At 58.8% G+C, this 11,655-nt stretch carries 16 protein-coding genes; 7 read left to right on the top strand and 9 right to left on the bottom strand.

Annotation, left to right across the window (positions count from 1 at the left end; all coding sequences use genetic code 11):
• The first annotated feature begins 42 nt into the window (after positions 1 to 42).
• Positions 43 to 1,335 (top strand): phenylacetate--CoA ligase PaaK, encoded by a 1,293-nt coding sequence (gene paaK, locus GJR99_RS15640; protein ID WP_151113995.1) that lies wholly within the window; start codon positions 43 to 45, stop codon positions 1,333 to 1,335.
• A gap of 128 nt (positions 1,336 to 1,463) precedes the next feature.
• Entirely contained in the window at positions 1,464 to 1,850 is a 387-nt protein-coding gene (locus GJR99_RS15635) for a PaaI family thioesterase (protein ID WP_151113994.1), read from the top strand.
• Positions 1,851 to 1,916: 66 nt separating this feature from the next.
• Here GJR99_RS15635 and paaE read toward each other — a convergent pair whose 3' ends face one another.
• From paaE to paaA, 5 genes are read right to left on the bottom strand one after another with little or no spacing between them, the layout of a single operon-like run.
• Positions 1,917 to 2,087, bottom strand: a complete 171-nt coding sequence (gene paaE, locus GJR99_RS17525) for a 1,2-phenylacetyl-CoA epoxidase subunit PaaE (RefSeq protein WP_191967159.1) — start codon at positions 2,085 to 2,087, stop codon at positions 1,917 to 1,919.
• A 2-nt stretch (positions 2,088 to 2,089) separates the two neighbouring features.
• Positions 2,090 to 2,515 carry a 1,2-phenylacetyl-CoA epoxidase subunit PaaD gene (gene paaD, locus GJR99_RS15630; RefSeq protein WP_151113993.1) on the bottom strand — a complete coding sequence of 142 codons (426 nt, stop codon included), beginning with the start codon at positions 2,513 to 2,515 and terminating at the stop codon, positions 2,090 to 2,092.
• The gene (gene paaC / locus GJR99_RS15625; RefSeq protein ID WP_151113992.1) at positions 2,508 to 3,380 is read right to left on the bottom strand and encodes a 1,2-phenylacetyl-CoA epoxidase subunit PaaC; all 873 of its coding nucleotides are present in this window, start codon (positions 3,378 to 3,380) and stop codon (positions 2,508 to 2,510) included. Before paaC ends, paaD begins: the two co-directional genes overlap by 8 nt.
• Positions 3,380 to 3,709, bottom strand: coding sequence for a 1,2-phenylacetyl-CoA epoxidase subunit PaaB (gene paaB / locus GJR99_RS15620; RefSeq protein ID WP_151113991.1), 330 nt, complete (start codon positions 3,707 to 3,709; stop codon positions 3,380 to 3,382). Before paaB ends, paaC begins: the two co-directional genes overlap by 1 nt.
• 12 nt (positions 3,710 to 3,721) lie before the next feature.
• Positions 3,722 to 4,666 (bottom strand): 1,2-phenylacetyl-CoA epoxidase subunit PaaA, encoded by a 945-nt coding sequence (paaA, locus tag GJR99_RS15615; RefSeq protein ID WP_151113990.1) that lies wholly within the window; start codon positions 4,664 to 4,666, stop codon positions 3,722 to 3,724.
• Positions 4,667 to 4,769: 103 nt separating this feature from the next.
• On the opposite strand from paaA, the gene GJR99_RS15610 reads away from it, so the two are divergent.
• Together GJR99_RS15610 and GJR99_RS15605 are read left to right on the top strand one after the other, a co-directional pair.
• On the top strand, positions 4,770 to 5,408 hold the full coding sequence (locus GJR99_RS15610; protein ID WP_151113989.1) for a helix-turn-helix domain-containing protein: 639 nt from the start codon (positions 4,770 to 4,772) through the stop codon (positions 5,406 to 5,408).
• A gap of 53 nt (positions 5,409 to 5,461) precedes the next feature.
• Complete coding sequence (locus GJR99_RS15605) at positions 5,462 to 6,226, top strand: enoyl-CoA hydratase/isomerase family protein (protein WP_151113988.1); 765 nt, start codon at positions 5,462 to 5,464, stop codon at positions 6,224 to 6,226.
• A 3-nt stretch (positions 6,227 to 6,229) separates the two neighbouring features.
• On the opposite strand, the gene GJR99_RS15600 is transcribed toward GJR99_RS15605, so the two are convergent.
• The 3 genes from GJR99_RS15600 to GJR99_RS15590 form a co-directional block, all read right to left on the bottom strand.
• Positions 6,230 to 7,105 carry an amidohydrolase family protein gene (locus GJR99_RS15600; protein WP_151113987.1) on the bottom strand — a complete coding sequence of 292 codons (876 nt, stop codon included), beginning with the start codon at positions 7,103 to 7,105 and terminating at the stop codon, positions 6,230 to 6,232.
• Between the two features lie 62 nt (positions 7,106 to 7,167).
• On the bottom strand, positions 7,168 to 7,764 hold the full coding sequence (locus GJR99_RS15595) for a hypothetical protein (RefSeq protein ID WP_151113986.1): 597 nt from the start codon (positions 7,762 to 7,764) through the stop codon (positions 7,168 to 7,170).
• A 453-nt stretch (positions 7,765 to 8,217) separates the two neighbouring features.
• A complete protein-coding gene (locus GJR99_RS15590; RefSeq protein WP_151113985.1) occupies positions 8,218 to 8,823 on the bottom strand; it encodes a class I SAM-dependent methyltransferase in 606 nt (201 codons plus the stop codon).
• Between the two features lie 125 nt (positions 8,824 to 8,948).
• On the opposite strand from GJR99_RS15590, the gene GJR99_RS15585 reads away from it, so the two are divergent.
• The 3 genes from GJR99_RS15585 to GJR99_RS15575 all read left to right on the top strand — a co-directional run bounded on the left by GJR99_RS15585 (position 8,949) and on the right by GJR99_RS15575 (position 10,932).
• On the top strand, positions 8,949 to 9,317 hold the full coding sequence (locus GJR99_RS15585) for a rhodanese-like domain-containing protein (RefSeq protein WP_151113984.1): 369 nt from the start codon (positions 8,949 to 8,951) through the stop codon (positions 9,315 to 9,317).
• Positions 9,318 to 9,426: 109 nt separating this feature from the next.
• Entirely contained in the window at positions 9,427 to 9,894 is a 468-nt protein-coding gene (locus GJR99_RS15580) for an FKBP-type peptidyl-prolyl cis-trans isomerase (protein WP_151113983.1), read from the top strand.
• Between the two features lie 156 nt (positions 9,895 to 10,050).
• Positions 10,051 to 10,932 carry a universal stress protein gene (locus GJR99_RS15575; protein WP_151113982.1) on the top strand — a complete coding sequence of 294 codons (882 nt, stop codon included), beginning with the start codon at positions 10,051 to 10,053 and terminating at the stop codon, positions 10,930 to 10,932.
• A gap of 27 nt (positions 10,933 to 10,959) precedes the next feature.
• On the opposite strand, the gene GJR99_RS15570 is transcribed toward GJR99_RS15575, so the two are convergent.
• The gene (locus GJR99_RS15570) at positions 10,960 to 11,655 is read right to left on the bottom strand and encodes a cob(I)yrinic acid a,c-diamide adenosyltransferase (RefSeq protein WP_151113981.1); all 696 of its coding nucleotides are present in this window, start codon (positions 11,653 to 11,655) and stop codon (positions 10,960 to 10,962) included.

Genomic DNA, 11,655 nt, shown 5'->3' with positions numbered 1-11,655 from the left:
TCGTGAATAATTTTTTGTGATAGTATGGAGAGCATCTGAACGATGAGGGGCAGCGACGACGGCGACGTGACGCGACTCCCGAGGCCGGAGTTGCGGCGACTACAAGACGAACGGGTACAGGAGGTGGTGAGGTACGCCTACGAGAACGTCGAGTTCTACAAGCACACACTTGGCGCAGCAGACGTCAACCCGGACGACGTAACCGGCGCCGACGACCTCCCACTGCTCCCATTCACGACGAAAGAGGACTTCCGCGACAACTATCCGACGGGGATGTTCGCAGTCGACATGGAGGACGTGATTCGCATCCACGCCTCCTCCGGAACGACCGGCAAACCCAAAATCGTCGGCTACACTCGTGACGACCTCGACGTGTGGCGCGAGGTAATGACGCGTGGATTCCGAGGAGCGGGGCTGACCAGCGCCGACACGCTCCAGAACGCGTACAGCTACGGCCTCTTCACCGGTGGGTTCGGGTTCCACGACGGTGCGACGGCGATGGGGATGAGCGTCGTTCCGGCGGGTGGTGGCAACACCCAACGACAGGTCGAGATGCTCGCGGACCTCGAGAGCGACGCCATCTGTCTCACGCCATCGTACGCACTCTATCTCGCGGAGGTTGCCGAGAGCATGGGCTACGACCCTGCCGAACTACCACTGTCCACAGTTCTGTACGGTGCAGAGCCTTGCACAGAACCGATGCGACGGGAAATCGAACGACGGTTCGACGCGGCGGCAGTCGAGAACTACGGTCTCTCGGAGATTATCGGCCCAGGTGTCGCAGTCGAGTGTCTCGAACAGCAGGGGATGCACATCTGGGAAGACCACTTCTATCCAGAGATAATCAACCCCGATACGGGTGAACCGGTCGAGGAGGGCGAAGAGGGAGAACTCGTGTTGACGACGCTTACGAAGCAAGCACTCCCGGTACTCCGCTACCGAACCGGTGACCTGACGACCCTCGATTACGAGACGTGCGACTGTGGTCGGACCGCTGTCCGAATGAACTCGGTTACGGGCAGAGCAGACGACTTACTCATCGTCCGAGGAGTCAACCTCTATCCGAGTGAAATCGAGTCAGTCGTCCTCGAATTCGACGAGATTGCACCGCACTACCGAATCGACCTGCGACGCGAAGACGAACTCGACCGCCTCGACCTCACCGTCGAACTCGCGGACGACTTCGACGGGTCTCGAGACGAACTCGAGCGGCGCATCCGCACGCGACTGTCGAACGTCCTCTCCTTTAGCCCCGACACGGTCGAACTCGTCGCCCCCGGTGGTATCGAGCGGACGAAGGTGGGCAAAGTCCAGCGAGTCTACGACCATCGATGACGGACAGAACTCTCTGACCATCGACGATGGACAGAACTTTCCGACCACCGATGACGGACTACACAACCAACTACGGCCTGCCCAGCAGGCGACGAAACCAACTTAACACACACCAGAGATAGAGAACTATGGACATCGAGGAATTCTTCGAGAGTATGCCGTTCGCCCAGTTGCTTGGCGTCGAGATAACCGAAGCAGCGGACGGCCACGCAGAGGGGCACATCGAGATGCGCGAGGAGCTGTCGTGGAACGCCGACCGGGTCATGGCCCACGGCGGCGTCACGTTCACACTCGCAGATACGGTCGGCGGTGCCGCACTCGTGAGTCGCGTCGACCAACCGGTCCCGACTATCGACATGCGCATCGACTATTTGAGCGCAGGAACGGGTGACCTTCGGGCAGAGGCCGACGTGGTTCGTCTCGGCGGCGACGTCGGCACTGTCGACGTCGACGTGTACGCGTCGACCGACGACACACTCATCGCCACTGCGAGGGGTGTGTACAAGACTGGGTGAACGGTATCAAAACGGAGCGGGGTTGATTCAGCGGGGGTTCGGGAGAGTCGAGAAGATCAGTGGGAGTTAACCAAACTTCTCGAACGGTTCTTGACAGTCGTGACAGAAGTGCATCGACCGGCAGAGCGACGGCCCTTTCGGGTGTTCGCGGTCGGTGTTCGTCCCATCACAGTAGGGGCACTGTGCCCCTTCTGTCTCGCCCGTCGTCGTGACACTGGGGTCTGAGAGTCGTCGCATGGTCACACACTCAGTCCGAATTCGCGGAGGTCGCTCCGTCCCTGTTCGGTCACCATCGCAGTGGTCCACGCAGGACTCCACACGAGATTTATCAGCACGTCTTCGACGCCGTCGACTGCACCGACTGCGTTGCGGATGTCGTCTTGCATCATGCTCCGAGCGGGACACCCGGTGTACGTGAGCGTCATGTCGATGCGTGCTTCACCCGTCTCGGCTTCGACCCCGACAGCGTAGATGAGACCCAAATCGACGATGCTGATGGGCATCTCGGGGTCTTCGACCGTGTAGAGTGCGTCCCAGACGGCACGCTCGATTCCGACTGCTCCCTCGCCAGTCGCCGGGAGTTCGTCGTGAGGCGTACCCTCCGTGTAGTCTGTGTGTGCGCAAAGTTGCGCGTCGGGCTGTTCGGGGTCGAATTCACTACTCATCGTCTGGGTCCTTCATTATCTTCATCGCGGAGTGCCGACCGAGTTCTCGGTAGCTCTTGGTGAACTCGTCGAAGAGGTCGAACCAGTAGTCAGTGTGTGACTGGTCACGACCGGTCTCGTCCGGAAGGTCGAAGTCCACGTGGTGGACGTCGTACTGTTCGGGTAGTTCTGCCTCCTCGACGTGCAGGCCGGCTGATTCCAACGTCGGGACGACTTCGTCTAACCACGCCTCTCGCATCGACAGGAGGTTCTCGGTTCGCAGACCGAGTTCGTCGATGCGTGCTTCGATCTCCTCGTCTGTCGGTGAGAAGAGCGTCAGCGCGTACGGGAGGAGTCTGTCGACGGCGTCTTGCACCCGTGCACGCGAGTCGTCGTCTTCGCACAGGCGTTCGAGCCAACTGCGGGCGTGTTCGCGGTGGTATCGCTCTTCGGCCAGCACCTTCTCCACGCGGTCGGCGAGGCGTGGGTACGACGAGCCTTCGAGCGCCTTCACGCGGACGAACTCCGCTTCGTCGTAGAGATACGACCGGACGACGAAGTCTGCCCAATCGCCCTCTCCGAAGGGGAGTTCACAGAGCGTGCTGTGCCGCCAGTCGCCAGCCTCACGCTCCCAGATGAGGTCGGGTTCCTCGTAGCCGAAGTCTTCGAGCAGGTCGTACCAGAGACGCGCGTGTCCGAGTTCGTCCTGTGCGATGTTCGCAACAGAGAGGTCGGACTCGATCGTCGGTGCTCGGACCTGCCACTCGGTGTAGCGCTCTGCGATGACGAACTCGTCGTCGGCGAGACGGTACAAGAGCATCTCGACTGCTTCTCGCTGTTCGTCCGTGAGGTCCTGTGGGCCGGGGAGTTGTTGTGCTGCTGCCATCAGTCGTCACCATCCACGACGGCCTTGCGCTGTCGTTCGGCCTCTGCCTGTTCGTCTTCTGACGCTGCAACCTCTTCTGCGGCCGCCTCGAAGTTGTACGTCATGGCCCAGCGGTACGACTTGTCCGTCGTGCCACCGAACGCGACGTCTTCGGTGTCGACTTCACCGATTTCGTCTTTCGGGACGACCCACAAACTGTTCGTGGGCATCCGTCGTGCGTGCTGTACTTCTGCGAAGAGCAACGCCATCTCCCGGTCGGGAGCGTGGACGTTGCCGCAGTGGGTGTGGTAGTCGCCTGCTTTCTTTTGTCGGAAAACTTCCCAAATCATCGAATCACTCCGTTAGTCCGCCGCCTGTGGGCTCGTGCCACCGTACAGGCGCTGTTCGTGGTTGTCCATCGATTCGCGAACCCAGGCGACCGCTTCCTGCGCTTTCTTGCGAGAGTCTATTTGACCGAGGCCAGGTTCGTACTCGTTCTTGGCAATCTGGAAGAACTCGTCCCAGTCGAGCTCGTCTTCTGCGACGTTGTAGGTCCCGTCGTCGTTCTTCTCGATAGTCGGCGTATCCGGAATCACCAGACCGTACTTCTCGGCCTTCGGGATGTAGGTGTTGAGGAACGCGCGACGGAGTTCGTCGTTGGACATCTTCTTCAGACCGACTTCGCTGGCGAACCCGTGGTGGGTCGATTGTTTGTCGGTCGGACCGAAGAACTGGATGATGCGCGGCCACCACTTCTCGAAGGCCGCCTGTGCCATCTCCTGTTCCTTCTTCGACCCGGTCATCAGTTCGTGGAGCACGGCCTCACCGTGTTTGACGTGGAAGCCCTCCTCGAAACAGACCTTGTCCATCGCGTGGGCGTACGGTTCCCACGACGTACTCTTCAGCGTCGCCTGCCGGCGCATCGCCGCTCCGTCCACGAAGAAGGCGATCATCGGCGTCTCGACCCACGACTCCATCGGGTAGTGGAAACAGTTGAGGAACTTCCCTTGCCCGTTTGCGAGTTCGTCGAGCATCTCTTGACGGGTCTTGATGCCGAGACTCTCGGCGGCACGGTACAGCAGTTGTCCGTGACCGAGTTCGTCTTGCACCTTCGCCGAGAACGCCAGTTTCCGTTCGAGGCTCGGGGCCTGGCGGATGAATGGGCGTTCGAGGTACGCACCCATGATTTCACTGTTCGCGTGGAACTGAATCATCCGGGTCGCAGCCTTCCGGTACTCTTCCGGCATGTCGTCTTTCGGGGAGAACTCTCGCGGTCCCGCCCGTTCTTTGACAGTTTCGAGGTCCATCGGTATACACAGAACTATCACGGATAACCACTTACGAATTAGCCCGTCTATAGACGGGGTTTTTATACCTCGGTCGAGTAAGATAGCGTGAGATGATGTGGGGATGATAGATGAATGTCTGGTCACCGAGTTCCGTATCGACGGGGACGACTGTCCACTCGCCCGTGCGACGGAACAAGTTCCCGTGGCTATCGACGCGAGTGCTCCGCAACTCCGTGCCGACGGCAACGTCCTCCTGCACTTTTCGTCGCCACCGGACGACCGACTCCCCGCCGTCCTCGACGACGACGAAAACATCCGGTATCTTCACGTTACCCGTACCGACGAGGCGTACACCTACCGCTGTCTCTCGAAACACCCGTGTGTCGTCCACGAACTCGTCGACGTCGGGTTTCTCGTCGAATCGATGCAGTACAACAACGGTGGTGCGACGATGCGAGGTGCAGTCGTCGGAAACGACGTTCTCAGAGGAGTGATGGAGAAAGCAGGCCAGACAGTCGGGATTCGGCTACAGCGCGTCTATCCGCTCCGTGCGGACGAGGAATCTGCCATCGGTCGGGCTTGGAACCTGACCCCTGCACAAGAAGAGAGCCTCCACGTCGCCTACGAGATGGGCTATTTCGAACTTCCACGGAGTATCACGGCCGACGACGTCGCGGACGAACTCGAAATCAGCAAATCCGCATTCCTCGAACGTCTCCGCCGAGCACAGCAGTCGTTGTTCGGAACGTTGTTCGGCTAGCGGTATCGCGTCTCCCGGCGAGGCTATTTATCTCGTGTCCGTGTAGCGAGCGTATGCGAATCGAAGACGAAACTGGAGTCAGGACGGTCACGTTCGACCGGCCAGAGGTCAAAAATGCATTCACAGCAGACGTGGCCCGTGAGTTCTCTGCGGCACTCGAAGCGGTCACGGCCGAGTCCTTCGACGCAGTCGTGGTGACCGGCGATGGAGACGCGTTCAGCGCGGGCGGAGATATCGAGGCGATGGCAAACCGGGACGAGACTGCCCGCGAAGCGTACCAGCGTGTGCGTGGGACACTGGGTCGCGTGGCAGAAGCCATACTTACCGCACCGGTCCCGGTCGTTGCCCGTGTCAACGGCGACGCAGTCGGAGCGGGCATATCCATCGTCGCTGCGTGTGACTTCGCCTACACTGTCCCCGAAGCACGGTTTGCGGCGTCGTTCGTCAACGTTGGTCTCGTCCCCGACGCCGGGGCGACGGTCACGCTCCCCGAACTCGTCGGCCTTCGGGCAGCCAAAGAGTTAGCGTTCACGGGGAACCTAATCTCGGCCGAGCGTGCGTTCGAACTTGGCCTCGTGAACGAAGTCGTCGCTCCCGACGAACTCGACACTGTGGTCGACGAGATGGTCGAGACACTCGCGTCCCGACCGACCGAAACGCTCGCGCTCGCGAAGGAAGCGATACATGCAAACCTCGGACGGCCGTGGCGAGACGGCCTCGAGCGTGAAGCACAGGCGCAGACGCTCGCATACGACACCGATGCGCACGAAGAAGGAGTCTCGGCGTTCTTGGAGAAACGCCGACCAGAGTTCGACTGAGGCTCAGTCCAGTCCGAGGAATCGCTCGGCGTTCTCCCAGAGAATCTTCCGCTTTACTTCGTCGGGTGCGTCGAAGTGGTCGTCGAACGATTCGAACCAGCGTTCGGGTCGAATCATCGGGTAGTCGGTGCCGAACATCACCTTGTCCTGTAACACGGTCTTCGCGTAGTGAAGCACCTGGTCGTCGATGTACTTCGGAAGCCACCCGGAGAAATCCATGTAGACGTTGCCCTTCTGCTGGCAGATAGCGAGTTGTTCTTTCTCCCACGGGAACGCTGGGTGGGCGATGAGAATCTGTAATTCTGGGTGTTCTGCCGCCACGTCGTCGATGAGCATCGGGTTTCCGTATTTGATTTTGAGACCACGGCCACCCGGTGACCCAGCTCCGAGTGTCGAGTTCCCGCCGTGGAAGATAACGGGGACCCCGAGGTCCTCGATAGTGTCGAACAGTTCTGTGTGGGCGTCGTCACTCGGGTCGAACCCCTGTGCGATTTGTTGAAATTTGAACCCGGACAGACCCAACTCTTCGACACACCGAACTGCTTCGTCGACACAGTCGTCTTTCAGCGGGTCGACGCTTCCGAATCCGACGAAGAACTCCGGATACTCGTCGCGAATCTCGGCCACGTAGTCGTTCGGAACTGGTGGGTTTCCAGTATTCGTCTCGGCGTCCCACCCGAGGAGGATTGCTTTGCCGATACCGTACTCGTGGTACTCCGCTATCATCGATTCGTAGTCCCACGTCTCGATGGCGGTTCCGAACTTGTTTGCTGCGTCCTGCATCATCTCACCGCCGGCGTCCTGGAGGAACTCTGCGGTCGGTTGGTGTGCATGCGTGTCGATAATGCGTGGCTCGTCGAGCGAATCCCTCACGGTCATCGATGAAAGACAGTGCCGAGATGGTAAAAAACGACCGGGCCACTCGAGTTGTGACGTAGCTGTTACGCGTCGGTTTCGTCGAGAACCTCGTGGGCGAGTTCGACCACCCATTCGTGCTCTTCGATAGCCCGACGCAGCGTTTTGTAGTACCCAACGCTGTCTTGCGACGGGAACCGATAGGTTGCTCGCCAGAGAACTGTCGGTTGCTCTGTGACGACGCTCGCATTCTCCCACGTAGTGCCGTTCGACGTATTCGAGACGTAGTCGTCGATTCGTTCTCGAAAGTTCGAGTGGGCCATCTCTTCGTATCGTTCGTCTACTCCGTCGCCGGGAGAGGTGGGAGTGAGGCGGAACTCGAACTGGAACTCGCCGCGGTCGAACCGGTCGACGGTTGGGAAGTGTCTGAAATGTGGGTCGTATCCCCGCGCACGAATCGGACTCCACACGTCGGGCGCGACGCGTCCCCACTCTTTCCCGACGTGGCCAGGTACCCAATTGAGACCGTCCGTTTCGGGCGGGGACGAGACGAGGACGTCTGCCCACTCGTACTGGAGAATCCGACTGACGTACTCGCTACCGACGTTCTTTGCTCGCTCTTCGACTGCCCTGGGTGGTTCCGTATGTGTCCGTTTTGGGTCTCCCCCTTCTTGGTTCCCCATAGATGTCATAACAACGTAGCAACAGATAAAGATTGTAGACGAACACTACCACGTGAAAGTCAGATACACCGATAGTTCGAGTCTGCGTCTCTGTTCGCGGTTCGCTCGACCATCTCGAACGGTTCGAGAGAGGTAGTAACCATTTATGGCACATATTCGAGTATATATTTATCTAGGTATTTTATGCAATCACAGTAGCTGCACCCAGGCTGGCAAACCGACTAACTTCCTACAGAGTGCCTAATGATACAGTTATAGCCGAGGACTCGAACTTGGATGATATCGAATAGACGGGTTCGAAGACTGTCTGAAGATAATATAGTCGAGGTTCCTACCAATTCCAAAACATGCTCGATTGTTCGAATGGGTGCTACTCACGTCTGGTCTGCGTTCCGTGAGTAGTCGAGTGGAGTAGGAACCCAACATCTGCCTGGAAAGATACTCGGAGAGCGGTCACTCCCAATGACGTGAGGGGTACGACTGCGTACCACCACGACTGTTTCGGGCGATGATCGTCGCCGTCGCGGAGGTTCTCCCGTCACGGTCTTCGGTCGACTCCTCGTAATAGAGCACAGTCAAGTCCAGACACGCCCGAAGGAGTTCGTTCGACTGGAATCGGTATCGGTTCGTACTCGGCCCGACCGTTGCAGGCGGCGACGACTGAAGATGATGTTGATAAAAGAGAACTCCCCCCGGTTTTAGCGCTGTTTTGATGGCCCCCAACTTGTCCAGCGTCCGAAAGTAACTGATGGTGACGACGTCGTAGGTACTCTCGGGATAGTCGAACTCAGTGGCGTCGGCCAACACGGTTTGCACCCGGTCGTCGATTCCCGCTTCCTTCGCTCGATTTCTGATAATTTCGAGCCCCGCACTCGACTGGTCGAGCGCGTCGACGTCGAACCCCTCGGTTGCGAGAAATATCGCATTTCGCCCCGTCCCTGCGGCGACGTCGAGTGCGCGTCCCTCGGGAAAGGTATCGACGTACGCACGTAACACTGGAGACGGTTCTGGGTCGGTCGGATACTCACCTTCGCTGAACCGTTCGTCCCACTTGTCCATGCGGCGAGTACGAACCCCTCCCTGTTCAACGTACGCCGTGATTCCCAACCAATTGGGGTAGCGTGGTCTCCAACTGTCTAGTCGAAACACCAACGCTTTGGCTGTCGGACCGTTCGGAGACAACAATGGGGAAGATTCGACCAGACGAACTCGACGCACGTTTAGCCAGCGACACGGAACCGTTCGTCCTCGACATCCGACCGACAGACCACTACCGACGAAACGCCATCGATGGAAGTCACAACGTGCCGGTCTACGACGACATTCGGTCGGGTGACGAGAACTCGCTACGGCAGCACCTCGACGAGATTCCCGGCGACAAAGATATCGTCGTCGTCTGTAAGATGGGGGTCGTCGCGAAGCGGGCGACGAGCCTCCTGCAATCCGAAGGGTACGACGCGAAGACGCTTGCAGGCGGAATGAGCGGATGGACTGGCTACCAAAAGGGGTCGGTTGGCTACAAGATACGGTCACTTCTGTGGAGACTGCTCTGAGAGAGCCACCTCAGGTGCCAACCGACGTTCGGTACGACGAGTGGACAATAGACCGACAATTCGCACGGCAATACTGTCTTTTAACCGTTTCCAGCAGAGAGGTTCGTCCATGGCAATCGAAACTGGTGATGCTGTCTCACTCGAATACGTAGGGAAGCTCACAGACGGGACGATTTTCGACACCTCTCGGCCTGAAGTCGCGAAAGAGGAGGGTCTGGCCGAGGCACAACCCGACCGGGAGTACGAACCACTCACCGTCGAAGTCGGTGCAGGGACGGTAATCGAAGGTCTCGACGAAGCCCTCGTCGGGATGGACGTTGGCGACGAAGAGTCGATAGAGATTCCGCCAGAGAAAGCGTACGGCCAGCCATCGGAAGACCGAATCCGAGAGCACGACACCGCACAACTCCGCGAAGTTCTCGGTGACGACCCCGAAGAAGGCATGTACGTCCAGACCCAGCAGGGCGGTCTCGGCGAAATCGTCCACGCTGACGACGACGTCGTTCGAATCGACTTCAATCACGAACTCGCCGGCGAGACACTCGTCTTCGACATCGAAATCGTCGACGCCAACTGAATACGCGTCACAGACCGGATACTTTTTTCAGACCGAACCGGAGACCAAGGAACGCAGTAGTCACCGACAGTTGAGCAGACACCGACAGTTGTACTCGGTGGTGTGTCCCTCTCACCGCCGGAAGTTCTTATTTGTGCCCGAACATACATGTAGACAATGTACGAAAAAATTCTCTTCCCAGTCGACGAAGCGTCTGAGTCGAGCGCGATACTCCACCACGTCAGTGAGATTGCTCACTGGTCGAACGGCGAGGTGCAACTTCTGTTCGTCGCAAACACGGACCGTGACAGCGTCACGTTGGTGGACAACCAGGTCGTCGACGCACTCGTCGACCAAGGCGAATCCGTAGTGAAGGAGGCAGGAAACACGTTAGACACTCTCGGAGTTACCTACGGGACCGACGTCATCCAAGGGAATCCAGCACCGACGATTGCGGAGTACGCAGACAAATACGACTACGACCTCGTCGTGATGCCCACACACGCCCGGCAAGGAATCTCGCGTCGACTGCTCGGGAGCATCACCGAAAAAGTTGTACGCCTCTCGAAGCGTCCGGTCCTCACTGCCCGGATGGTGTCGACAGACCAGTTGAACTTCCCGTACGAACACGTCCTCATTCCGACAGACGGCAGTGAGTCCGCAACACGTGCCGCAGAACACGGCCTCGAACTCGCTGCTGAAACAGACGCGACGGTACACGTTCTCTCCGTCATCGACGACTCGGCACTCGGCCCCGACGTTCGGTCAGCGCTGTCCGGTAGTGAGTACGAACAAGTCGCGACTACCGCCGTCGAAACCGTCGCCTCTCGAGCAGCAGAACTGGGGGTTTCGCGTGTCGTCGAACACCTCGAATATGGAACGCCGAGCGACGAAATCAGTGAAATCATCGACGAATACGACATCGACGCAGTCGTGATGGGTACGACCGGAAAGAGTGGTATCGACCGAATTTTACTCGGGAGTGTCGCCGAGAAAACGGTCAGAACAGCGCCGGTTCCGGTGATTACGGTCGGTCCGCGAGACGAGTCGTCCGAGTGACGACACTCCTCGCCGATACTCTTCTGTTCAATATTCGGTTCCTTTTCGCGCGCGCTGGCCGCTCTCGATTGGATGTTTCACCTTTCGGACGTTCGTGACGAGGTCGGCAACGTCGTACAGATACTCCGGTTCGTCGTGACTTCCAGTCAAGACGAGTTCGAGACGGTCCGGTTTTCGCTCGGCGAGTTCGACGACGGCGGACGCATCCAGTAACCCCATCGAGACGGCGTACAGAATCTCGTCGAGGATGAGGAAGTGGACACCGTCTTCTGGTGGACCATCGAGAGCAAGCGGGGACGAGAGGTCGGCTGCTGCCGCTGCATCGAGTAGCTCTCTCGCACGGTCCATGCCTGCTTCCGCTTGTTTGGCGTGGTCTTCTTCGTCGCTTCCGTCAGCCATCCCTGCCCACCCGTAGTGCCCACGGTTCTCGAACGAAAATCCTGGCATCGCAGCGATGGCGTTGTACTCACCACGGACTGCTTCGACTGAATCTGCCCCGCCCTTCATGAACTGAAGCATGTGGACTCGAAAACCGTGCCCTGCAGCACGGAAACCCATCCCCAAGGCAGCGGTCGTCTTCCCTTTTCCGTCGCCCCACCACGCCTGTACGAGGCCAAACTCGTCGGGTGCAGCGGGGTCGACATCGACCGCTTCGGGGCGAACGCCTTGCCCAGGTGTGTTCTTTCGAACAGACTCACGGTCAGACACTGGTCTCTCAGTCAT

It is taken from the genome of Haloferax marinum, assembly GCF_009674625.1.
Taxonomy (GTDB): Archaea; Halobacteriota; Halobacteria; order Halobacteriales; family Haloferacaceae; genus Haloferax; species Haloferax marinum.
Note: the sequence above shows the minus strand (reverse complement) of the source record. Positions and strands in the feature narration are given on the sequence as shown.